General features: G+C 35.6%; 22 protein-coding genes and 1 tRNA gene. 2 read left to right on the top strand and 21 right to left on the bottom strand.

All coding sequences use genetic code 11. The annotated features are described in order from the left end of the window. Nucleotides 1-15: 15 nt before the first annotated feature. Entirely contained in the window at nt 16-729 is a 714-nt protein-coding gene (purC, locus tag BR77_RS15330) for a phosphoribosylaminoimidazolesuccinocarboxamide synthase (RefSeq protein ID WP_010051637.1), read from the bottom strand. A 259-nt stretch (nt 730-988) separates the two neighbouring features. Between purC and gloA the strand changes: the two genes are divergently transcribed. After that, on the top strand, nt 989-1,369 hold the full coding sequence (gene gloA / locus BR77_RS15325) for a lactoylglutathione lyase (RefSeq protein ID WP_015077173.1): 381 nt from the start codon (nt 989-991) through the stop codon (nt 1,367-1,369). Nucleotides 1,370-1,422: 53 nt separating this feature from the next. On the opposite strand, the gene tuf is transcribed toward gloA, so the two are convergent. From tuf to clpP, 15 genes are all read right to left on the bottom strand, one after another. Further along, nucleotides 1,423-2,610 (bottom strand): elongation factor Tu, encoded by a 1,188-nt coding sequence (gene tuf / locus BR77_RS15320; protein WP_010051635.1) that lies wholly within the window; start codon nt 2,608-2,610, stop codon nt 1,423-1,425. A gap of 222 nt (nt 2,611-2,832) precedes the next feature. Then, nucleotides 2,833-3,456 (bottom strand): GyrI-like domain-containing protein, encoded by a 624-nt coding sequence (locus tag BR77_RS15315; RefSeq protein WP_015077174.1) that lies wholly within the window; start codon nt 3,454-3,456, stop codon nt 2,833-2,835. Nucleotides 3,457-3,468: 12 nt separating this feature from the next. Then, on the bottom strand, nt 3,469-4,290 hold the full coding sequence (locus tag BR77_RS15310; protein ID WP_015077175.1) for a MerR family transcriptional regulator: 822 nt from the start codon (nt 4,288-4,290) through the stop codon (nt 3,469-3,471). A 205-nt stretch (nt 4,291-4,495) separates the two neighbouring features. Further along, nucleotides 4,496-5,800: a phosphopyruvate hydratase gene (gene eno / locus BR77_RS15305; RefSeq protein WP_010051629.1), complete on the bottom strand. Its 1,305-nt coding sequence runs from the start codon at nt 5,798-5,800 to the stop codon at nt 4,496-4,498. Nucleotides 5,801-5,924: 124 nt separating this feature from the next. Beyond that, a complete protein-coding gene (gene gpmI, locus BR77_RS15300) occupies nt 5,925-7,454 on the bottom strand; it encodes a 2,3-bisphosphoglycerate-independent phosphoglycerate mutase (RefSeq protein WP_015077176.1) in 1,530 nt (509 codons plus the stop codon). Next, complete coding sequence (tpiA, locus tag BR77_RS15295) at nt 7,455-8,210, bottom strand: triose-phosphate isomerase (protein ID WP_010051625.1); 756 nt, start codon at nt 8,208-8,210, stop codon at nt 7,455-7,457. A 27-nt stretch (nt 8,211-8,237) separates the two neighbouring features. Beyond that, the gene (locus BR77_RS15290; protein WP_015077177.1) at nt 8,238-9,422 is read right to left on the bottom strand and encodes a phosphoglycerate kinase; all 1,185 of its coding nucleotides are present in this window, start codon (nt 9,420-9,422) and stop codon (nt 8,238-8,240) included. A gap of 130 nt (nt 9,423-9,552) precedes the next feature. Continuing rightward, nucleotides 9,553-10,560 carry a type I glyceraldehyde-3-phosphate dehydrogenase gene (gap, locus tag BR77_RS15285; protein ID WP_010051622.1) on the bottom strand — a complete coding sequence of 336 codons (1,008 nt, stop codon included), beginning with the start codon at nt 10,558-10,560 and terminating at the stop codon, nt 9,553-9,555. A gap of 41 nt (nt 10,561-10,601) precedes the next feature. Continuing rightward, nucleotides 10,602-11,639, bottom strand: coding sequence for a sugar-binding transcriptional regulator (locus tag BR77_RS15280; protein WP_010051621.1), 1,038 nt, complete (start codon nt 11,637-11,639; stop codon nt 10,602-10,604). A gap of 402 nt (nt 11,640-12,041) precedes the next feature. Further along, nucleotides 12,042-13,397: an RNA polymerase factor sigma-54 gene (gene rpoN / locus BR77_RS15275; protein ID WP_015077178.1), complete on the bottom strand. Its 1,356-nt coding sequence runs from the start codon at nt 13,395-13,397 to the stop codon at nt 12,042-12,044. A 196-nt stretch (nt 13,398-13,593) separates the two neighbouring features. Next, a complete protein-coding gene (locus BR77_RS18400; RefSeq protein WP_015077179.1) occupies nt 13,594-14,541 on the bottom strand; it encodes a peptidoglycan amidohydrolase family protein in 948 nt (315 codons plus the stop codon). A 515-nt stretch (nt 14,542-15,056) separates the two neighbouring features. Continuing rightward, the gene (locus BR77_RS19720) at nt 15,057-15,332 is read right to left on the bottom strand and encodes a transposase (RefSeq protein WP_080732560.1); all 276 of its coding nucleotides are present in this window, start codon (nt 15,330-15,332) and stop codon (nt 15,057-15,059) included. A 239-nt stretch (nt 15,333-15,571) separates the two neighbouring features. Further along, on the bottom strand, nt 15,572-16,501 hold the full coding sequence (locus BR77_RS18395; RefSeq protein ID WP_015077180.1) for a peptidoglycan recognition protein family protein: 930 nt from the start codon (nt 16,499-16,501) through the stop codon (nt 15,572-15,574). A gap of 545 nt (nt 16,502-17,046) precedes the next feature. Then, nucleotides 17,047-17,577: a DsbA family protein gene (locus BR77_RS15260; protein WP_015077181.1), complete on the bottom strand. Its 531-nt coding sequence runs from the start codon at nt 17,575-17,577 to the stop codon at nt 17,047-17,049. Nucleotides 17,578-17,691: 114 nt separating this feature from the next. Then, complete coding sequence (gene clpP, locus BR77_RS15255) at nt 17,692-18,288, bottom strand: ATP-dependent Clp endopeptidase proteolytic subunit ClpP (protein WP_015077182.1); 597 nt, start codon at nt 18,286-18,288, stop codon at nt 17,692-17,694. A gap of 288 nt (nt 18,289-18,576) precedes the next feature. Here clpP and BR77_RS15250 point away from each other — a divergent pair. Then, nucleotides 18,577-18,648: transfer RNA gene (locus BR77_RS15250), tRNA-Arg, on the top strand. Between the two features lie 105 nt (nt 18,649-18,753). Here the strand turns inward: BR77_RS15250 and whiA are convergent. The 5 genes from whiA to trxB form a co-directional block, all read right to left on the bottom strand. After that, complete coding sequence (whiA, locus tag BR77_RS15245; protein WP_010051612.1) at nt 18,754-19,701, bottom strand: DNA-binding protein WhiA; 948 nt, start codon at nt 19,699-19,701, stop codon at nt 18,754-18,756. Between the two features lie 44 nt (nt 19,702-19,745). Next, a complete protein-coding gene (locus BR77_RS15240; protein WP_015077183.1) occupies nt 19,746-20,741 on the bottom strand; it encodes a gluconeogenesis factor YvcK family protein in 996 nt (331 codons plus the stop codon). Continuing rightward, the gene (gene rapZ, locus BR77_RS15235) at nt 20,738-21,625 is read right to left on the bottom strand and encodes an RNase adapter RapZ (protein WP_010051608.1); all 888 of its coding nucleotides are present in this window, start codon (nt 21,623-21,625) and stop codon (nt 20,738-20,740) included. The genes BR77_RS15240 and rapZ overlap by 4 nt, the downstream gene beginning before the upstream one ends. Before the next feature lie 227 nt (nt 21,626-21,852). Further along, on the bottom strand, nt 21,853-23,580 hold the full coding sequence (locus BR77_RS15230) for a phospho-sugar mutase (RefSeq protein WP_015077184.1): 1,728 nt from the start codon (nt 23,578-23,580) through the stop codon (nt 21,853-21,855). A 185-nt stretch (nt 23,581-23,765) separates the two neighbouring features. Beyond that, nucleotides 23,766-24,713 carry a thioredoxin-disulfide reductase gene (gene trxB / locus BR77_RS15225; RefSeq protein WP_010051606.1) on the bottom strand — a complete coding sequence of 316 codons (948 nt, stop codon included), beginning with the start codon at nt 24,711-24,713 and terminating at the stop codon, nt 23,766-23,768. Nucleotides 24,714-24,768: the final 55 nt, after the last annotated feature.

Below are 24,768 nucleotides of genomic sequence, written 5' to 3'. Positions count from 1 at the left end.
GATTCCTAAACCCCTCTATTTTTTATTTTTTAAACGTTGTAAAACTTCCTCATAAACGGGAACCAAATCCCCTAAATCTCGACGATAAATATCCTTATCTAAATGTTCATTTGTTTCCTTGTCCCATAACCGGCAGGTATCTGGTGAAATCTCATCTGCTAACAAAATTGTTCCGTCATCTCGTTGACCAAACTCAAGCTTAAAATCAACTAAACGAATCCCAATTTCTTGAAATAAATCAAGTAATTCAAGATTAATCTGATGTGCTTTTTCTTTAATCACAACTAACTGGTCTTTTTTAGCCAAACCTAAAACAGCTACATGGTCGTCATTAATCAACGGATCATCTAGCTTATCTTCTTTAAAATAAATTTCCAAAATTGGGAAAGTTAGTGGAGTACCTTCAACAATACCTAAACGCTTAGAAAAACTTCCTGCTGCTACATTTCGAATCACAATTTCTAAAGGAAACATGGTCACGCGCTCAATCAACTGATCTGTTGCTGAAAGTTGCTGAATGAAATGACTCTCAATGCCCTTTTTCTTCAACTTTTCAAAAATGATACTTGTAATTTGATTATTTAGTTGACCTTTCCCACTAATCTGATCTTTTTTAGCCCCATTTAGTGCAGTCGCTTGATTTAAATAACTAACCCAAATATGTTTCTCATGATCCGTTTCAAATAACATTTTTGCTTTTCCTTCGTATATAAGAGCTTTTTTCTCCAACTGACTAATCCCTCTCTTTCTCACACTACAAAAAATGAACATTAAAAACTAAAAAACATTAATTGTTCACTTTTAACATATTCTTATTTTAACAATCTAACAAGTAAGTGTCAACAGTTTTAACGAATTATAAAAACTTTAAAAGTTTAATCGTTCGTGTTTTTTTGATTTGGAATTTCTAAACATTCGGCATTTTTTTTGATATTCCCGTTATTGTCTAGTACAATAGTAAAGTAAGATTCGAAGGGAGTTTTTATTTATGTCAAAAAAAATGTTACACACCTGTGTCCGTGTCCAAAATCTAGAAAAATCAATGGACTTCTATACTAAAGCTTTAAACTTAAAAGAAATGCGTCGTAAAGATTTTCCGGATTATCAATTTACTTTAGTCTACCTAGCCTTTGAAAAAGGCGGTTATGAATTAGAATTAACATACAATTATGATCAAGCTGAACCTTATGAAATTGGAAATGGTTATGGTCATATCGCTATTGGGGTGGATGATTTAAAAGCAACTCACGTTGCTCATAAATCTGCTAACTATGAAGTAACTGATTTAAAAGGCCTTCCTGGATCAGAGCCAAGTTATTACTTTATCCAAGATCCTGATGGATATAAAATTGAAGTCATTCAAAACTAAACAAAAAAGTCTGCTGAACCCTTATATTTTAGGATTCAACAGACTTTTTTCTGTTATTTTTCGATTTCAGTTATCACTCCGGCACCAACTGTTCTACCACCTTCACGAATGGAGAATTTTGTTCCAACTTCAACAGCAATTGGTGCAATCAATTCAACATCAATGGTGACATTATCGCCGGGCATAACCATTTCAGTACCACTTGGCAAGTCAATAACCCCTGTCACATCAGTGGTTCTAAAATAAAATTGTGGACGATAATTAGTAAAGAAAGGAGTATGACGTCCACCTTCTTCTTTGGAAAGAATATAGACCTCACCTTTGAATTTTGTATGAGGTGTAATACTACCTGGTTTCGCAATAACTTGCCCACGTTCAATATCCTCACGACCAATTCCACGTAATAGAATTCCAACGTTATCACCAGCTTCACCAACATCCAAAATTTTTCTAAACATTTCGATACCCGTTACCACTGTTTTTTTCGTTTCAGGGAACAAACCAACTAATTCAACTTCATCGCCAACCTTCACAACACCTCGATCAATTCTGCCACTAGCCACAGTTCCACGACCAGTAATCGTAAAGACATCTTCAATTGGCATTAAGAAAGGTTTATCCATTTCTCTTTTAGGAGTTGGAATATAGCTATCAACCGTATCCATCAACTCTAAAATAGCTGCCTCAGCTTTTTCGTCTCCTTCAAGTGCTTTCAAAGCAGAACCTCTAATTACCGGGATGTCATCTCCTGGATAATTATATTCAGAAAGTAACTCACGAATTTCCATTTCAACTAAATCAAGTAATTCTTCATCGTCAACTAAATCGACTTTATTCATAAAGACAATCAAATCATTTACCCCTACTTGGCGGGAAAGTAAGATGTGCTCACGTGTTTGTGGCATAGGACCATCTGTTGCGGAAACAACTAAAATTGCTCCATCCATTTGCGCTGCACCTGTAATCATATTCTTCACATAATCCGCATGACCAGGAGCATCAATATGCGCATAATGACGTTTTTCAGTTTCATATTCTACATGAGACGTGTTAATTGTAATTCCTCTTTCACGCTCTTCAGGGGCTGCATCAATGCTCGCATAATCTTGGGGATTTGCAAGACCTTTCTTAGCTAAAACAGAAGTAATTGCTGCGGTTAACGTTGTTTTCCCGTGGTCAACGTGCCCAATTGTTCCAATATTAACGTGTTCTTTTGTTCTTTCATAATGTTGTTTTGACATAACTTACAAACCTCCTTGATTGATTTGGTTAGCAATTGCTAGCCCATTTACGAGTTTGACCATTACTGACCAACCTCTTATCTATAGTTATACACCCTTTTAAAGAAAAAAGCAAGAACTTTCGCTTATTTTTTGTAAGTAGTTTTATTTACTTGTATTTTTAACACTAAAAGGATATAAAAATCCTGAGACCATCTTATTAAGTAAGATAGTCCCAGGATTTTAAATGGGTCTAATTGGAAAACGTAAAGTTGTCTTTTGTTTATCTGGAATTACCTTTCGAGGATCAGAAAGATAAATTTCTTTATGCCATTTACCAATCTTTTCTAGCTTATTCTCCTCACAATAGGCTTCCATCTCAGCAAAAGTTATAGACTCAGTATCATAACTCCCTACATGTAACATTTGCAAGACTTGCCCTTCTTCAATTTGCTGAAATTGAACTTGTTCTGCTAGTTCTACACCAATTTTTTTAGCAACTTGTTCGTTCAAACTAGCCACTAATTCTTTGGATACAAAATCGGGTTGGCGAATCATTAATTGATAAATCAGTGTATCCTTATCTACTGCTTCCCCTGGCTTAGGTTTTTCCTCTGACGTCCAAAAACCTTCTAATGGGAAAACAGTGTATTCAAAGTACCCCTCAGGTATAATTCCTTTTTTAGGCAACATTCTAATTGCATAAGAATAAGCATATAACGCTCCAACTACCTCTTGAAATTCAGCTGAATTAGGATTACCTTTTCCTTCAATTGTCAAATAGTTATAACTGGGTAACGTTATTTGTGTTGGAATAGCTTTTGGAATATAAATTAACTTATCTTTTTTCCGCCACTCATATTTCATTTTCCACACCTCTTATTTTTTATTTAATGGATAACAAACTTCCGTTACCCAGTTAACAGGATTAGCGTCTTGCCCTGGAGAAACGTGGTAAATATTAAACATTGGGCCTTTTAACTTTTCACCTGTGACTTCAAACCATTTAGCTACTGCTTCATTAACTGCTGGTAGTTGATCATAGCTTCCATTCATCATCACAGACGCCACCTTGATGGAGGGTGATTTTTTAATTTCAAATACGTTTGTTTTAAGCGGATCTGTTTCTGAAATCGCCATTTGAATTTCTACATCAACATCCTCATCTTTATATTCCTCATCACGGAAAATAGCTAAACTATAACTTGGATTTTCTGGTTTGAGTTGATACTCATTTAAAGCTTTTCCAACAATTTTCCATAATTGACCTTCTTCATGATAACTAGTTAATATCCGTCGCACACTGATGACATGTCGAGCTGGTATAAGCTTCACACTAACATGGTAGTCCATTTCCAACTCATCTTCTTTCACGAGCTTTAAAGAGCTTTTTAATAAATTCTGCTGCTGGTTTAGCTCATCTAGTTCTACCTGTAATTCCTTTTCACGAGTTTTTAAATAATTTTCAACTTGTCTTGGATCTTGTTCAATTGCTACGAGCTCTTTAATAATTGCTAGACTAAAACCCATGTCTTTCAACTTTTTTATTTTATTGATTTGACTAAGCTGTGCAGCCGTATAATAACGATAACCCGTAGCTTCATCAATTATCGCTGGAGTTAAAAGTTTTATTTTGTCATAATAGCGTAGCATTCGAATACTAGTTGTTGCTAGTCTTGAAAAATCTCCAATTTTAAACATCATATTTCCTCCATTAAAAATAATTTGCTTGATTTTTAACTTAATTATAGTATAAAGCCTCTCACAGTGATAGAGTCCACAACTTGTTTCTCTTTATTTATTTTTTTACTCCTAAAGTAAAGAATAAAAAAACCTACCTCAATTTTTCAATCAAGGTAGGTTTTTTAAATTTTAAACTAAGTCAACTTAGTCTAAAAATCGAAAATTATTTATTTTTTAAGTTGTAGAAAGAACCTAAACCACGGTAAACAGCTAAGTCACCTAATTGGTCTTCAATTCTTAATAATTGGTTGTATTTAGCAATACGGTCAGTACGGCTTAATGAACCAGTTTTGATTTGTCCAGCATTTGTAGCTACAGAGATGTCAGCAATTGTTGCATCTTCTGTTTCACCAGAACGGTGAGAAACTACCGCAGTGTAGCCAGCTTCTTTAGCCATTTCGATTGCTTCAAATGTTTCAGTTAAAGTACCGATTTGGTTAACTTTGATAAGGATTGAGTTACCAATTCCTTTTTCAATACCTTCAGAAAGTTTAGCAGTGTTTGTAACGAATAGATCGTCACCAACTAATTGAACTTTATCGCCAAGAGCTTCTGTTAATAGTTTCCAACCATCCCAATCATTTTCATCCATACCATCTTCGATAGTAATGATGAATGGGTACTTGTTAACTAATTCTTCTAAGAATGCTACTTGTTCAGCGCTAGTGCGAACTGCTCCGCCTTCGCCTTCGAATTTAGCATAGTTGTAAACACCATTTTCGTAGAATTCTGAAGCAGCACAGTCAAAACCAAGACGAACATCGTCACCGATTTTGTAGCCAGCTTTTTCTACTGCTTGAACGATTGTATCAACAGCATCTTCAGTTCCTTCAAAGCGAGGTGCGAAACCACCTTCATCACCAACTGAAGTTTCTAAACCACGGTCGTGTAAGATTGATTTTAATGCATGGAATACTTCTGCACCCATACGTAAAGCTTCTTTAAATGATGGAGCACCAACTGGTACGATCATGAACTCTTGGAATGCGATTGGAGCATCTGAGTGAGATCCGCCATTGATAATGTTCATCATTGGAGTTGGTAAAACTTTAGTATTAAATCCACCTAAATATTGGTATAAAGGTACATCTAAATAGTCAGCTGCTGCACGAGCTACGGCAATTGAAACACCTAGAATCGCGTTTGCGCCTAATTTACCTTTGTTAGGAGTACCATCTAATTCGATCATAGTTTTATCGATCGCCATTTGGTCACGAACATCGAAACCTAAGATAGCTTCAGAGATAATGTTATTTACATTATCAACTGCTTTAAGAACTCCTTTACCAAGGTAACGAGATTTGTCTCCGTCACGTAATTCAACAGCTTCGTGTTCACCAGTTGAAGCTCCAGATGGAACCATTCCGCGGCCAAATGCTCCGCTTTCTGTGTAAACTTCTACCTCGATTGTTGGGTTTCCACGTGAGTCTAAAACTTCGCGTGCTAAAATATCTGTAATAAATGGCATTTAATTTCTCTCCTTTGAGTTTAGAAAATTTTTATTACTAAGGAACAAGGTCCCTTAGCTTCATTTTAGTCAATTTTACTGCTAGATGCAATGAATTTCGTCAAATCCAAGGCATTCTTACCTATTATTTTTGAATTAAGCTTTCACCAGTCATTTCAACTGGTTTTTCAACACCTAATAAATCTAACATTGTTGGTGCTACATCCGCTAGACGGCCGCCTTCGCGTAAGCTAACACCTTTTTTAGTAACGATCACAGGAACCGGTACAGTCGTATGAGCTGTATGAGGATTTCCTTCTGGGGTCGTCATTGTTTCAGAATTTCCGTGATCGGCAAAAATAATTGCATAACCGCCTTTAGCAATTAATGCATCTACTACACGACCAAGATTTTCATCCACAGCTTCAATCGCCTTGATTGTTGGTTCAACCATTCCAGAGTGACCAACCATATCAGGATTTGCAAAATTTAAAATAATCGCATCATGTTTGTCTGCTTCAATATCAGCTACCAAAGCATCCGTAACTTCATAAGCACTCATTTCAGGCTTTAAGTCATACGTTTCTACTTTTGGTGAGTTAATTAGAATACGGCTTTCACCTGGGAATTCTTCATTACGTCCACCATTCATAAAGAACGTTACATGAGGATATTTTTCTGTTTCAGCAATACGTAATTGTTTTAATCCTTCGTCTGAAAGAACTTCACCAATCACATTTTTCATTTCAATTGGTGCAAATGCAACTTCTGCAACAACACTTGGATTGTAAAGTGTCATTGTCACAAATTTAACATTTTCAGCACGTGCTCCACGGTCAAAATGTTCCCATTCAGTATCCGTAAACGCATTTGACAATTGAATAGCACGATCTGGACGGAAATTAAAGAAAATAATCGCATCATTATCTTTAACTGTTGCAACAGGTTCTCCATCTTTTCCGATTACAGTTGGAAGAACAAATTCATCCATTTTTCCATCAGCATAGCTAGATTCAACTGCAGCTTTAGCTGAGTCAAATTTTGCGCCAGTTCCGTGTGCAATGGCATTATATGCTTTTTCAACACGTTCCCAACGTTTGTCGCGATCCATTGCATAAAAACGACCAGAAACCGTTGCAATTTCACCAAAGTGAAGATCTGCTAACGCTTTTTCTAATGCTTCAACGTATTTATGTCCTGAATCAGGTGCTACATCACGACCATCTAAGAAAGCATGAATATAAACGTTTTTAACACCTTTCGCTTTTGCTGTTTCAACTAAAGCAATTAAATGATTGATGTGGCTATGAACCCCACCATCAGATAAAAGACCAAATAAGTGTAAATCAGAGTTATTTTCTTTTGTATGGGTAAAAGCATTGTTAAGAGCTTCATTTTCTTGAAATTCTTTTTCTTCAATCGCTTTATCAATACGCGTTAAACTTTGATAAACAATTCGTCCTGCTCCAATATTTGTGTGTCCAACTTCTGAGTTTCCCATTTGACCAACAGGAAGACCCACGTCAAGACCAGCAGCTTTCAATTGACCATGTGGGTATGTTTCCCAATAACGATCAAAGTTTGGCTTATTGGCTAAAGCAACAGCGTTTCCTACAGTTTCATTACGCAATCCAAATCCATCAAGGATAATGATTGCAACAGGTGATTTACTCATTTATTTGACAGCCTCCAATAATGCTAAGAAAGAATCAACTTCAAGACTAGCGCCACCTACAAGAGCTCCATCAATATCAGATTGAGCCATGTATTCAGCAATATTTTCTGGTTTCACAGAACCGCCGTATTGAATACGAACTGCTTCAGCTACTTCCTTAGAATAAAGTTTTTCAACCGTTTGACGAACAACTCCACAAGTATCATTTGCATCTGCAGAAGTTGATGATTTGCCTGTTCCGATTGCCCAAATTGGTTCGTAAGCAATAACTGAAACTGCTACTTGTTCAGCAGTTAAGCCTTTAAGAGCTCCTTCAATTTGACCACTTACCCATGCATTTGTTTCGCCAGCTTCACGTTGTTCTAACGTTTCGCCACAACAAATAATTGGTGTCATACCGTTTTTGAAAATAGCATGTGCTTTTTTGTTAATATCTTCGTCTGTTTCGTGGAAATACTCACGACGTTCAGAATGACCAATAATAACGTAATCCACACCTAAATCATTTAAAGCAGCTGGGCTTGTTTCACCAGTGAAAGCACCTGATTCTTCAAAGTAACAGTTTTGTGCTGAAATTTTTAAGTCAGTACCTTTCGCTGCTTGAACTAATTCTTGTAAAAATAAAGTTGGAGATCCAATAACTGAATCTACAGCTGAGTTAGCTGGAATTTTTGTTTTAACTGCTTCAGCAAAAGCTAATGCTTCAGCTGCTGTTTTATTCATTTTCCAGTTTCCTGCAATAATTGGTTTACGCATCTATTAAAACTCCTTCTCTTACTCGTTTTATTTTTCAGAAATGGCTGCAACACCTGGTAACACTTTACCTTCTAGATATTCTAGAGAAGCTCCGCCACCAGTTGAAATATGAGTGAATTTATCAGCAAAACCTAATTGCATCGCTGCAGCTGCTGAATCTCCTCCACCAATAATTGTTGTAGCACCTTCTAAGTTAGCTATTGCTTCACAAACACCAATTGTTCCATTGGCAAAGTTGCTCATTTCAAATACGCCCATTGGACCATTCCAAATAACTGTTTTAGCACCTTGTAACTCTTTAGTGAATAATTCAACTGTTTTAGGACCTACATCAAGACCCATCATATCAGCTGGAACATCATCATGAGTTTCAGTTGGTACATCATTACTAAATTCTTTTGCGCAAACTGAGTCAACTGGTAAAATTAATTTGCCATTTGCTTGATCTAACAAACTTTTAGCTAAATCAATTTTATCCGTTTCAACTAATGATTTCCCAATTTCACGACCTTGTGCTGCATAGAATGTATAAGTCATTCCACCACCAACAAGAACTTTATCTGCAACTTTTAACAAGTTTTCGATAACGCCGATTTTATCTGATACTTTAGCGCCACCTAAGATAGCAACTAATGGACGTTCTGGAGCATCAACGACACCACCGATGAACTTAATTTCTTTTTCCATTAAGAAACCAGCAGCAGATTCAAGGTTAGAAGCAATTCCAACGTTTGAAGCATGCGCACGGTGAGCAGTTCCAAATGCATCATTTACAAATACATCACCTAAGCTAGCCCAGTATTTACCTAGTTCTGGTTCATTTTTACTTTCTTTTTTACCCTCGATATCTTCAAAACGTGTATTTTCAAACATCACCACTTCGCCATCTTTCATTGCAGCGATAGCAGCTTCTAGTTCAGCTCCACGAGTTTCAGGTACAAAAGTAACTGGTTTACCAAGTAATTCGCTCAAACGTTCAGCAACTGGACGAAGCGTTTTATCCGCCTTATCTTCTTCAGTTTTAACTTTACCTAAATGAGAAAATACAATTACTTTACCATTTTGTTCTAAAATGTATTCAATAGTTGGCAATGCTGCGACAATACGGTTGTCATTAGTAATCACGCCATCTTTCATTGGTACATTAAAATCAGCACGTACTAAAACTTTTTTATCTTTTAAATCTAAATCTGTTACAACTTTTTTAGCCATGTGTATACCTCCTGTATAGTAAAAAGTTAAAAATCGCTTTAACAATTTCTAAAGCATAAAGAAAAAGCGGGAAGCGCGATGGCTCCCCGCTTTTCACAAATCTCATGAAATTAAGCTGTTAAAATTAAGCTTATTTACCTAATTTTGCAAAATACTCTAAAGTACGAACTAATTGTGCAGTGTATGACATTTCATTGTCATACCAAGCAACAGTTTTAACCAATTGGTTATCGCCAACTGACATTACTTTAGTTTGTGTTTCGTCGAATAGAGAACCGTAAGTCATTCCGATAATATCAGAAGAAACGATTGGATCTGCAGTATAACCGTAAGATTCGTTAGCTGCTGCTTTCATTGCTGCATTAACTTCGTCTACTGTTACTTTTTTGTCCAAGATAGTTACCAATTCTGTTAAAGAACCAGTTGCTACAGGAACACGTTGAGCAGCTCCATCTAATTTACCATTTAATTCAGGGATTACTAAACCAATTGCTTTAGCAGCTCCAGTTGTATTAGGAACGATGTTTTCAGCTGCAGCACGAGCACGACGGAAATCTCCACCAGGGTGAGGACCATCAAGAGTCATTTGGTCTCCTGTATAAGCATGGATAGTTGTCATTAATCCTTCAGCGATACCAAATTCTTTGTTTAATACGTCAGCCATAGGAGCTAAACAGTTAGTCGTACATGAAGCACCAGAGATAACTGTTTCTTCACCTGTTAAGATATCATGGTTAGTATTGTAAACGATTGTTGGAACGTCATTTCCACCTGGAGCAGAAATTACAACACGTTTAGCGCCACCTTTAAGATGTTTTTCAGCGCCTTCTTTAGAAGTGAAAAAACCAGTACATTCTAATACGATTTCAACACCTAAGTCGCCCCATGGTAATTCCTCTGGGTTACGGTTAGCTAATACTTTAACTTCTTTACCATTAACATTGAAAAAACCATCATGAACTTCCACATCACCATTGAAACGGCCTTGTGTAGTATCATATTTTAATAAATGAGCCAACATTTTTGAATCTGTTAAATCATTGATTGCTACTACTTCAATACCTTCTACTTCTTGAATGCGACGGAATGCAAGACGACCAATACGTCCAAAACCATTAATACCTACTTTTACTGTCATAACTAGATTTCCTCCTTTAGGAATTCTTAAATATATTTATTTTAAAGGGTTACCCCTTTTAAAATCTGATTAGCAGCACCTTCATCGGTAATTAACCAAGTCTGATTCGGTGCGTTTTTCATATAAGCTTCAATTGCTTTCGCTTTTGATTTCCCTCCAGCTATTGCCAGGACACAAGGAACACGGGCTAAATCTTTTAACTGTAAACCAATTCGTGGAATTTTATAAACCACTTTACCAGTTTCATTAAAGAAATACCCAAAAGCTTCACCAACTGCGGCTTCTTTTTCAATTAGAGCTAGGACATCTGAACTCATGCCACGACGCTCTGCCATCAATCTCGCATCTCCAATACTATGGAGCACGCAATTCGCTTTGTCGACCATTTTCAGTGTATTATACACTGCCGGCTCTTGTAAAAGAGGTTTATACGTTTCTTCGCTCACCTGTTCAGGCACGTAAAGCACACGATTTTCTCCACCGGTTTTTTTTGCCATCTGTGCACTTACCGAATTAGCTTGAATACTAACAGCTTCGCCAAGTCCACCTCTAGCTGGTACAAATACAAGATGACGTTTATTCGATAGAATCGTTGTCATATGATCTGCAACTTCGGCCATTGTCGTCCCACCCATTACCGCAATAATATTATCGCCTTCTGGTAATAAGTAGTTTAAAGACTCCATTGTTGCTCGACCCAATTCATCCATCACTTTTTGTTGCTCATCACTGTCACCACTTGCAATGATACAATGTTCGATTTGAAAGTAAGTTGCTAACTGATTTTCTTTTTCGCGCATTCCCAAAAGCTGACCCATGACTTTATCTAATTCATGGTAAAGGACCTCACCAGAAGCTGATAGCTCCATGCCGACTTTTGAACTTGTAATAATATTTCTTTTTTTTAGAAAATCTGTTTCCGTGCGCAAAACACGCTCAGTCACATCCATTTTACTAGCAAGAACCCGTCTTCCAACTGGACCCAGCAAATAAATATTCCGCAAAATTTGGTACCGCTCTCGCAAAGTATCCATGATATCAGGTGCTACTTTTTCAATAATAGATAATACATCCTGCATATGATTGCCTCTTCCTTCGTTGGTCACACAACGACCATGTAAGTCGTTTAGCGACCCTAAGTGACTAAAAAAAGAAGAGATTCTATTAAAACAACAACATCTATCTGATTCTTCAATCTACTTGTTATTATTTCTACACAGTAATTATCCACTGCTCTCATCTCTTACCAATTCATTTTAACAGTTTTCCCCTTATCTTTCAACTAAAATGTTTATAAATATTTACTTAAGATTGTTCTTTATATTTTGTGACTAGCATGTGTCATCCTTCACTTAAAAAAAAGACTCAAATTAAGATTAAGGTGTGAAACAGCTGTTTCGTTTCATGAAACAACCTTTTTCTTTTAAAATAAAATAAAAAGAGTAGGTCTCGAAACGACCCACTCTTTCAACTTTATAACTCTAATCAAATCGTTTTCTCTTAGATGATGACGGAATCGCCAATATATCTCGGTACTTTGCAATCGTGCGACGTGATACATCGATTCCATCTGCTTTCATTAATTCAACAATTTTTTGATCAGATAAAGGCTTTCCTTTATCCTCTTCTTCAATAATTACAAGCAGTTTCTTTCTAACGCTATCTCCAGAAATATCTTCTTCAGTCTCTGTCCCATCATTTTGGTTACCTAATGAATTCGTAAAGAAACTTTTCAGTTCAAAAATTCCAAAACTAGTTTCCAAGTATTTGCCATTAACAGAACGACTAACCGTCGATTCATGAATGCCTAATTTTTCTGAAATTTCTTTTAGAGTTAGGGATTTGATTGGATGCTCTGGATTAATAAAAAATTCTTTTTGACGTTCAACAATTGCTGTTCCTACCTTAACAATCGTTTCACCACGTTGCATAATACTCCTTTTAATCCATTCATACTCATTATATTTCTCTTTCATAAAATGCGTAACATCTTTATCCTTAAACTGAGACATCTCTTGATAATACTCTTTCTGGAAGTTTACAACTGGTAGACCCGTTTTTGTTGACAAGACTTTAATACTTTCATTCTCAATTCTCACAACTAAGTCAGGTCGAATGTACTGTTCTCTTGTGCCATCATAAACTGCTCCAGGGCGAGGAGTTAACGTCTGAACATAATCTGATATTTCTTGAATCTCAGCTAAGCTAACATCAAATTTTTTTGTAATTTCTTTCCATTTGCGATTAGCAAAATTTTCAAACTCTTCTTCCATAATAACGTAAGCCATATTCGGAGCACGGTCGTCTCTTTCGATTTGGAGCATTAAACACTCTTGTAGATTTCTCGCACCTACACCTGGTGGGTCCAATTGTTGTAACAACGTTAGAGCATCAAGCATCTGGATTTCTTCTGCCCCAACTGACTTGGCAACTTCAACTAAATCAATTTTCAGATAGCCGTTATCATCAATATTTTCGGTTAAAAGTAGCACGAGCTCGCGTAAATATGTATCACGCATAGTTAAATGAATTTGTTCTAGTAGGAATTCAAATAGGGATGTGCTGGTATCTGGAACTTGATTTAAATAATTCTGTTCATCTTGACCAGAGCTATTTTGATAGTTTGTTTTTTGAATTGGATAAAGTGCAGCTTCCTCAGCAAAATCTCTTTCAACAGTTACTTCTATCAACGGATTTTCTAAAGCTTTCTGTTCTAAAAAACTAATCAACTCATCTGCATTATATTGTAGCATTTGGATAGATTGTTGCAGTTGTTGGGTCATAGCCATTTTCTGAACTTGTTTTTGTTGCTGGCTGAATTTTTGTTCAAAATTCACAGGAATTCCTCCTTCTTAACCTAAGCTTCCTCATCTACTGCTATCATACCATAATTTTAAAATAAATTGGGAGACAGCTTGAATTATTTCACGTTTAAGCTAATTTTGTATTTAACTAATAAAAACTGTTAAATCTATTGATTTAACAGTTTTTTATTAGTTGATTCTTTCACTTAAAATAAGTTGAACTCTTTGCTTATTTTCCAAATTCAATTCGAGTATGCATATCTAATTCTGGCCATTTTTTTACTATTTGTTGCTGAATAATTTCAGCTTCATTCTTCGAAAGGTGTTTCATTCGAATTCCTTGCTTGCCATCAATGGTTGTTCCAAATACAAAAGGTCCCATTAAATCTAAAGCTACTGTTCGTCTAATTAAAGGAATTAATTTGTTCGCTTCATTCGCTGTTCGAATATTGATAGCTCGAATCCAAAAAGATCCATTGCTTTGAGGAACTCCAAAGGTATCCATCAAATTATAATTTGGTACAGTTCCAGCAACTAAACGTTGAATTACTGGTACATATTTAACCGCTTGTGGTTTCGTCAATGCTACTACTTTAATTTCATAAGCATTATTAGATTGAACAATACTAACAATGTCACTTAAAAAAGTAAGTGCAAAAGTTTCTTGTAGTTTAGGCACCATTTCCACTGCTTTAGCTTGAGTAATATTAAAAATATCAATCCCGTATTGTTGATCTAGTCTTGCTGTTCCAGTTGGTGGATTTGTTGTATTTCCTTTTAAGCGATAAAAATAAACTGGCGGACCGCCCATCCAACCTTCTGCTACAGTTTCTACAATCCCTCGACCACCTGTACAATGAATAATACTTGCATTGTTCACAAATACTCCTGTGTGTCCATTGGCTCCACCGCTTCCACCTTTAGCTCCGGCAACAAAAATATCTCCTCGTTGGACTTGAGAACGACTAATTTCAGTTAATAATGATCCTTCTAACTGGTATAAACTTTCAGTATTTCCGATTCCTGTTCCTTGAGGTAAAAATCCACCCTCAATTAGTGAAAAAAATACTGCCGAACTACAATCATAACTATTGGGTCCGAGTCGGTTAGTCATTGAATAACTTACCTTTCCTTTTCTTGCCTGAAACCAATTAATTACTGCTTCTACATTTGCCATTTTACTACCTCCTTATTATTTTTATTAAATGATATCCAGCTATCGTATCTAATAGCTAGCCGCTCATTCAACACATTAAGAATAGCATCTGACTTAGTTAAAAAGGCTCTTAATTAAATACAAATAAGTTACAAACTAATTATAAAATACATGCGTTTTACAATTACAGCATAATGTTTCAGTAACAAACCATTTTTTAAAATTTTTCATAGGGAAAAGTAAATTGGTTTTCGGTCGTAATTTGTAAGTTGTAGCTTAGTTTTAATTGACCATTTTTAATGTAGTCATCCCTCATTCGCATAAAGGTTGCGTCGTGATCGATTTCCGAGTAGCTATTTCAGTTTTGAGAGGGCTCTAAAAAATCCATATAATTCTGTTTTCTAGGTAAATAATCTTCTTTGATTTTCCGATTGAATCTCTTTAAGGTTCATCGTTTTTTCTTTAATTCAGAGCTTTTTTACTTTTCGCATTGGCTTCAATTTTTGTGCCATTAATATAAATGGCATGATTGTTGATTAAATCTGCTTGAGCGAGTTGAGAACGAAATTAAAGCATTCTTGAAAGAGAGCAGCGGTATGAGGAGTGGCTCGAAGACGGTTCAACCTACAGTAACTCACAACTTCATGATGAGCCAACCACATCATCCGAATACTATCGGTCATCATTCGTTCGATTTTGCGACCTGGAAATTGATTTTGAGTATAGGAATATAAAAGAACCTTAAGCATCAGTTTAGGGATGATACCGAGCCCTCCAGTTTTTGTTTCTAGTTGATATATGTACGAATTCAACTAACCACATTCACAGCACGAACAAAATCCGTTTCTGGAATGTTCATCTCTAAATTTAATGGTAGAATAAATTGGTTCATGGTATAATTTTGATACATCAACAGCACTCCCTTTTGGTTTAGTCACTTTAATATTAACAGGAAGTGCCGTTTTTGTGTAACTAAAAATAGTGGTCCACTAGGAAAACTAGTGGACCACTATTTTTAGTTTAGAAGAGAGTTTTGTCCCAGCCTCTTTTTTTAGTTAACTAACTGGATATTGTCACGATCTGCAAACCCAGCTGTCATTCCATTTTTCACTAAACGGTAAGGCGCTTTTTTGCCTCCATCTAGATACTGTGCGACCCAGTAGGTTTGATAGCCCGTTGGATTTAATGGTGTACGATCAGCTGATACTGAATTTCTATAACAAGTAACATTACTTCCTTCTGGAATTGAGTTAGCAGGTAATTGATTTACTCGAGAGATATTCGCTCGAGCAGTATAACCCGCTACTTTTCCATCTCTAGAAATCTCATACGGTGATGGTCGACCAGGTATAAAATCAGTTACCCAAGCTGAATTAACTGGTCCAATTGGGCCTGGAGACGGTTTTACTGATGAATCTACTAATGAACCAAAATTCGCATAAATATTGGTTCCCACTGAAATTCCACCAACCGGAATAATAGTTTCTGGCTTAATTAACCCCATATAATGAGCTACTCTAGAAATAAAATAATCTTTAACTGCATTTAACTCTTTTCCATGTAAATCCCAAGAACGATGCGGACATGCAGTATTAAAGAATTCTTTATGAAGTCGGACAGTATCTCTATTGGGTGTAATAGCATACAGTTTGAAATCTTTTGCTACTTGTTGAAAAACAGCTTCTTCATTTGCTAAAAAATCAGTATCAGATGCTGAAAAACTTTCGCATACTTCGTAGCTCAATAAATTTCCATTCCCCCATGAATTTCCACAGTGCCATGCAACACGATTTGTTTCCATCGCTTGATAATTTTCATTCCGATTGATATAAAAATGTGCAAAACCTAATTCTAAATCTCGTCCTTTTAACCACTCGATATACTGAAATGGCGTCATGCTTCCCGCATCGTTATGGATAACCGCACCCAGTGGCTTTAAACTGTTTGTCTGTGCATTAACGATATCAATTTTATAGTTCATACTTTTATTCCCCTTTCTTTTTGTATATTCATAATAACAATAATCAATAACAGAAGACTTGTTAATTCCTTACATATATTCTATAAATTCTATCCAAATACTTCACGATTTGAAGATCAGTTTTATTTGTATAAATCATTATTAAACTGTTTTTTTTATAAACCATAAGCTAGGTATGGTTCCATCAACCTAAGTAACAGTCCTATATGTTTGATATTTTATTTACTTGCAAGATACCAAACAACATTCCACTATAAATATTTAATAAAGTTGAAAAAGTATAAGAACAATATTTTCGTTAACTTTTTGTCTATGTACTAATACGAATTACTTTAAGGAATAATCATTAAAATCACATGCTAAAATAAATTACATTTGTTTAAAGAATCTTTATATCTTCAGAAGAAAGGTTTTATTAACTTATAGCATAGTTAAAAAAGCAGTTTGAGAATTTTCCTCAAAACTGCCTGAATGCTTCTGGCTTTCATTCTTTTGAAAAATCCAGCAATATACTATCTGATAAACAGCCATAGGTAGACTAACGACTATTTAGCTAGTTCAGCTTCAATTAGTTCAGTTAATTCAGCTGTTGTACTATGTTCATCAAAGATGTGCTCTCCGATAATAACTGTTGGTACAAAGAATATATTGGCAGCTTCTGCTTCAGCAATAATTCCTTTTATTTCTTTTTCGTTAGGTTGATCTGCTAATCCAAGTGTTTTTTCCACGTAGTTAGCAACTTCAGTGTTTTCTAAATCGCCCCAATCATCTTGATGATCGTAAAGATAATCAATTGTAGTGACTGCTTTTTGTTGGTCAGAATAATCAATATGGTGATGTGCAACGTTGCCTTTTTGTAGAGAAGGTTTCTCTTTATCAAAATGTTTTACAATGCGCTGTATTTTTCCATCAGCAACATATTTAGCTAAAACATCTTTCGATAAGTCATGCCATTTCCGGCAATACGGGCAACGTAAATTGATAAATTCAATGACTTTAACAGGAGCTTTATCTTCTCCAATTTTAATTCCAAATGTGGTTCCAACTTCAGAAGCTTTAATTTTACTAATATCCATATTTAATTCCTCCTTAAATTTTACTCTTTCATTGTACCTTGAATACACAGAGTATACACGTTTTTAGCCTATAAAAAACTAGAAAGGCGAATTTACCTTTCTAGTCTCTGCGATTTATTTAGGTAAAGATTTACTATTTACCATGATTTCATCAATTAAACCATAGGCTTTGGCTTCATCAGCACTCATAAAGTTATCGCGATCTGTATCTTTTTCAATTACTTCAATTGGTTGCCCAGTTTGATCAGCTAAAATTTTATTTAAACGTTCGCGTGTTTTTAAAATATGACGAGCGGCAATTTCAATTTCAGTTGCTTGTCCTTGAGCCCCACCAAGTGGTTGGTGAATCATAATTTCAGCATTTGGTAAAGCAAAGCGTTTGCCTTTAGTTCCAGCTGTTAATAAGAAGCTTCCCATTGAAGCTGCAATTCCCATTGCAATAGTTTGAACATCGGCTTTAATGAAGTTCATTGTATCGTAGATGGCTAAGCCAGATGTTACACTTCCACCGGGAGAATTGATGTAGATGTAAATATCTTTTTCTGAATCTTGAGCATCTAAAAATAAAAGTTGGGCAATAACAGCATTTGCGACGTTGTCGTCAATAGCTCCGCTTAGCATAATAATACGATCTTTTAAAAGACGAGAATAAATGTCGTAAGCGCGTTCCCCTCTAGATGATTGTTCAATGACTGTAGGTACTAAGTTCATATGTTATTTCCTCCTTCATAGGTTTCACTTCATTAGTTATTGTAACATAAATAATAGAACTGTTACTAATTGTATTTTAACCTAATGGTCAATAAAGGTCAATTTTTTTTACTTATAATTAAGCGAGAAAATCGATTTAGTTACTAATATGAAGAAAAGTGTCTATTTATACAATAAATGGTTAAAAGAGATGAAAAATAATAATTTCTTATTTTGCATTACTTGTAAGTTCTTCTTGTCTTTTTTATAAAATTCAGCTAAAATGTAGTAGTTGAGCTTTTCTGAAAAGTCTCCTTAGTGTAATGGATATCACGTAAGATTCCGGTTCTTGAGATGGGGGTTCGATTCCCTCAGGAGACATAGTTATAAAAATATGAGGAAAACCATTAATGCATCTGTAAATAAAAAAAATAGAAAAGCGAGAAATATATGTTTATTTTCCAACATACATTTCTCGCTTTTTTATTAAACTTTATTAACTAGCTCTTTCCCTCTTAAATCATCTGCAATTTCATTTAATTTTCGTAGACGATGATTAATACCAGATTTACTAATTGCCCCGCTTGGAACAATCTCACCCAATTCTTTTAAGCTGATATCCGGATTTTCTACGCGAGCAACAGCAATCTCTCGTAATTTTTCTGGTAATTTATCCAACCCTAACATTTCATCAATGTACATTATATTGTCGATTTGCTTGCCTGCTGCATTAATCACCTTATTTAAATTGGCATTTTCACAATTCACTAAGCGATTAACTGAGTTTCGCATATCTCTTACAATACGAACATCTTCAAATTTTAACATTCCTGTTGAAGCCCCGATTAATGCTAAAAAATCAGCAATCTTTTCAGCTTCTTTTAAATACGTAATGTAGCCATTTCGACGCTCAAGTGTTCTCGCATTTAAACCAAAATGATTCATCATTTGGCAAATATCATTATTATGTTCTTCATAAATTGAATAAATTTCTAAGTGATACCGGCTTGTTTCGGGATTATTAACTGAACCCCCAGCTAAAAATGCACCTCTTAGATAAGAGCGAATTTTTTGTGGATTGTATAATACTTCGTCTGCAACATGGGCATGAAAAAGTAAACCATCCATAATCGATAAATCAGATAAAACTTCTTTTGTCCCTTGTTTCAAACGCACAATATACACATTGTTTTTCTTTAATTTCATTTTACGACGCACAAGCAATTCACTTTCAACTTCATAATGATCTTTTAATAAGACATAAATACGTCTAGCAATTGCTGCATTTTCAGTTTGAACATTTAAAATAAATTTTTGATTCAATAAGCTTACAGCACCATTCATTCGAATTAATGCAGCTAACTCAGCTTTTGCATGTTCTTTATGAACTTCTAAAGTCGTTAATTCTTTTTTCACATCTGAAGCATATGACATACTAAGCTCCCCCTTTCCACTACTAGCCTCGGCACGTAGTACTTTTATACTTTAGCACCAAATGCTAGGCGAAAGAGCTCTTCAACTACTTTATCGCCATCATGAAAGACACCATCATCTCTCAACTCTAAAAAGTCTGCCGAAACGACTTTACAGCCTTCATTTCTTAAGCCTTCAAAATCATGGGAAACCTGAACTAGATATTCATCATAGCGTTCTTTATCCAAATATCCTTCTGGAACATGCTCCGTATTTACCAAAACTGTGCTAATAAATTTAGCCTCAAGATGCTCATGCAACACACGAATATGTTCTGCATCAGAAAAATTCTCTGTTTCTCCTAGTTGAGTCATAATATTGCATATGTGAACAACCTCTGCTTTTGTTTCAACTACAGCTTTGCCCAAATCTGAGATCATCAGATTTGGCAATATACTTGTAAACAAGCTACCAGGTCCTAAAACAACCATATCCGCATCCATAATAGCAGCAATAACTTCACGTGATGCTTTCGCTTCATGATTATTTTCAGTTGGAGTAACAAACACGCGTTTTATTTTTTTTCGATCCAAAGCTATTTTAGATTCACCAGAAACTTGAGTGCCATCTTCAAAAATTGCATGTAAAATCAAGGCTTCTTCGGCGGCTGGATAAACATGTCCTTCCACGCGCATCATTTGAGATAGCACTTGAATTGCTTCAAAAACATTGCCTCGCATTTCAGAAATCGCTGCAATAATTAAATTTCCTATGGCATGACCTGCTAAAAAATCATCCTCTGTATCAAAACGATATTGAAAAATCTCTTGTTGCATCTCAGGAATATCTGAAAGTGACAATAATACATTTCGAATATCCCCAGGGGGAACAACATTTACATAATTACGTAATGTGCCACTACTTCCACCATCATCCGCTACAGTGACGATTGCGGTAATATCTGCATTCTGTGCTTTTAATCCTTTTAAAATAACAGGAAGTCCTGTTCCACCGCCAATTACAACCATTTTTGGTTTGCGATTGCGTTTAATTGTTGTCATGAGCGATTCACAGTCTCCTTACGTTTCCCCTTATCACGATGGGAAATATTTACTTTGTAGTCATCTGCAATCAATTGACGACCGATTCTTTCAGATAATGCTACTGATCGATGTTGCCCACCTGTACAACCAATCGCAATTGTCACATTATTTTTACCTTCTTTTTTGTATCCAGGTAATACATATTCTAATAAATCAATAAATTTTCGGTAAAAAAGCTCCGTTTCAGGTTGTTGCATAACATAATCGTAAACTGGTTTATCCATCCCTGTTAACGGACGTAAATTGTCGATATAATGAGGATTTGGTAAAAATCGGACATCCATTACCACATCAGCATCAATTGGCAAACCATATTTAAAACCAAACGAAACAACTTCAACACGAAATAGCTGTGTATCATCTGTTTTAAAACTCGACATGATTTTTTCTCGAAGCTGTCTAGGCGTTACATCACTGGTATCTATCACCATTTGAGCACGGCCTTTAATATCCGCTAACAAAGCTCTTTCAGTGCGAATTCCGTCCATGATACGGCCGTCCATAGCTAAGGGATGTGTTCTTCGTGTTTCTTTGTAACGAGAAACCAATTCTTCATCACTTGCTTCTAAGAATAAAATTTTAGTCGTGATAAATGATGTATTATCCATCGTACCAATCGCAGACATAATTTCCTCAAAAAATGCTCTTGAACGTAAATCTATTACTAATGCAATTTTCGTTAATTTACCAGATTCTTTTACTAATTCCCAAAATTTAGGTAATAAACTCGGTGGCATATTATCTACACAAAAGTAACCCATATCCTCAAAACTTTGCATAGCAACAGTTTTTCCTGCTCCACTCATTCCTGTAATAATAACTAATTGAAGGCTATCAACCATCGAATCATCTCCTTCTACTCTCTTGTTCTTCATCTATTATAACATACCGGGCGTATCATAGGAACTAGATTATTCTTTAGCACATTTCTATCTAAATATTGTGGTCCTAAAAAAGAAGTCACTATGACAAAACTACTTTTTTGAGTGAAAATCAATCTAAAGCAAAATAAAAAATAGCACGAAATCAATATTTATAAAAATTGATTTCATGCTATTTCTGACTAAATTTATGCGTTGATTAACGTTTGAATTGTTTTCTCAAATTCTGCAACTTTTTTGTCTACTTCTACAGCCGATGAAGCAACTGCTGCAATATAGAATTTAATTTTTGGCTCTGTCCCAGATGGGCGAATAGCAATCCAACTACCATCAGCTAAACTGTATTTCAACACATTTGCCGCGGGCATGTCGATTATTTCAACTTTACCATCACTATAAATTCTCTGACTTGCATCAAAGTCTTCCATGCTTGCTACTGAAATACCAGCAAACTCAATTGGAGCTTCTTCACGGAATTTAGCCATTAGGGCTTTAATTTTAGCAGAACCTTCAATTCCAGCTAATGTAACAGAAATTGTTTTTTCTTCATAATAGCCATATGTGGCATAAATATCTTGTAGTCCATCATACATAGTTTTTCCTTGTTTTTTATAAAATGCTGCTACTTCTGCAACTAAAACAAGGGCTTGGATTGCGTCTTTATCACGAACAAATGGTTTAACTAAATAACCATAACTTTCTTCGAAACCAAATAAGAAAGTTTGAGTATGATCCATTTCATATTGTTTAATTTTTTCAGCGATAAATTTGAACCCAGTTAAAACATCAACCATTTTAATTGAGAAGCTCTTAGCAATAGCGGTTGCTAATTCACTAGAAACAATTGATTTTAAGACCACTCCATTGCTTGGTAATGTGCCTGCCTCTTTTTGAGCAGTTAACAAATAATGTAGCATTAATGAGGCAATTTGGTTACCTGATAAAACTTCATAATGACCAGCTGGAACCTTGACTGCAATTCCCAATCGGTCTGCATCAGGGTCCGTTGCAACCAATACGTCTGCATTCTCTTTTTCACCTAAACGAATTGCGTATTCAAAAGCACTGTGTTCTTCTGGATTAGGTGACTTAATCGTTGGAAAATTAGGATCAGGAATCGCTTGTTCAGGTACAACGCTAATACTAGCAAAACCAGCATTTTTCAAAGCACGCTCCCCTAACATTTGACCCGTTCCATGTAATGGAGTAAAGACCAATTTCATCTCTTTACTCATGTCTTTCACTAAATCTGAGTTAACAGTGACTGTCTTAACTAGTTCTAAGTAAGGCGCATCAACATCCTCACCTAAAATCGTTAATAGATTTGATTTTTTTAAGTCTTCCTCTGAAAGAACATCAATAGTTAAGCTGTTTTTTATTCCACGAACATACTCAGTTAACGCATCTGCTTCTTTAGGTGGCATTTGCCCACCATCTTCACCATAAACCTTGTACCCGTTATATTCAGCAGGGTTATGGCTAGCTGTAATCATAATACCAGCATAAGCATTCTTAAAACGAACAGCAAATGATAGTTCAGGTGTTGGTCTTAGACTTTCAAAAACATAAGATGGAATCCCATGTGCTCCAAGTGTTTTAGCCGCTTCCATCGCAAATTCCGGTGACTGATGTCTTGAATCAAAAGCAATCGCTACACCACGTTTTTTCGTTTCTTCACCTAAACTATCCATAAATCGAGCTAAACCTTCTGTTGCTTGTCTAACCGTATAGATATTCATCCGATTCACGCCAACACCTAAAACCCCGCGCATTCCTGCTGTTCCAAATTCAAGTGGTGCATAAAAAGCATCTTCTAGCATTTTTTCATTCTCTGCTAAAGATACCAATTCTTCTTTTAAATTAGTCTCCAAATCTTCAAAATTTCCCCATGTTTCATACGTTGTCTTCCATGTCATTTCAACCCATCCTCTACTCATTTTATATAAATCATCAAGCCTTTGTTTCTATCGTCTTGATTATACCATATCATTCTAAAGGCTTTCATTAACTTTAAGTAAATATTCTCATTTCCTACTTAAATAGATTTTAAAAACAGAAAAAGCTGTAGCCATTTATTAGTAAATAGCTACAGCATAGATTTTTATTTTTCTAATGTTTCCATTAACTCTTCAATATATTTGAAAACAGCTTGTCCTGCTTGACCACCATCACCAACAGCAGTTGTTACTTGACGTAATGATTTTTGGCGTACATCGCCAACAGCAAAAATGCCTGGTAGCTTAGTTTCCATTTCCTCGTTTGTCACAATCCAACCTTCGTCATCTGTAATACCAAGGTTTAGAAAAGCTTTTGTTTGAGGCAATATACCCACATAAATAAATGCTCCATCAGCAGAAATCTCACGCTTAGAGCCATCTTTAGTATCAACTAAAACAGCCCCAGTAACTTTCATGTCGTCCCCGTGAATTTCTTCTACAACAGAATTCCATGCAAAATCAACTTTTTCATTTTTAAAAGCCCGATCTTGTAAAATCTTTTGCGCTCTTAATTCCTCACGACGATGAACAATTGTTACCTTGCTAGCAAATTGAGTCAGATAAACACCTTCTTCAACCGCTGAGTCTCCTCCACCAATTACAATTAATTCTTTATTTCGGAAAAATGCTCCATCACAAACGGCACAATAAGATACACCTCGCCCATTGTACTCATTTTCTCCTGCAACACCTAACTTACGGTGTTCAGCACCAGAAGCAATAATAATGGCACGGGTTCTATATTCTTTATTTCCAGCTATAATTGTTTTATAGGCTACTCCATCAATAACTTCTTTAACATCTCCATAAGCATATTCAGCACCAAACTGCTTAGCACCTTCAAACATTTTATCTGATAATTCTGGTCCTAATATACTTAAAAAACCTGGATAATTTTCAATTTCTGCAGTGTTAATCATTTGTCCACCAGGAACACCACGCTCTAACATTAGCGTTGATAAATTAGATCTTGATGCATACAAAGCAGCAGTCATCCCCGCTGGACCAGATCCAATAATTATGACATCATAAATTTTTTCAATAACTTCCATCTTAGTACCCCATTCCATTCTTTCTATATATCCTTACTTTACCTTTTATTTACTA

This window comes from Carnobacterium maltaromaticum DSM 20342, assembly GCF_000744945.1.
GTDB lineage: Bacteria > Bacillota > Bacilli > Lactobacillales > Carnobacteriaceae > Carnobacterium > Carnobacterium maltaromaticum.
This window is presented reverse-complemented; position numbering and strand designations above follow the sequence as displayed.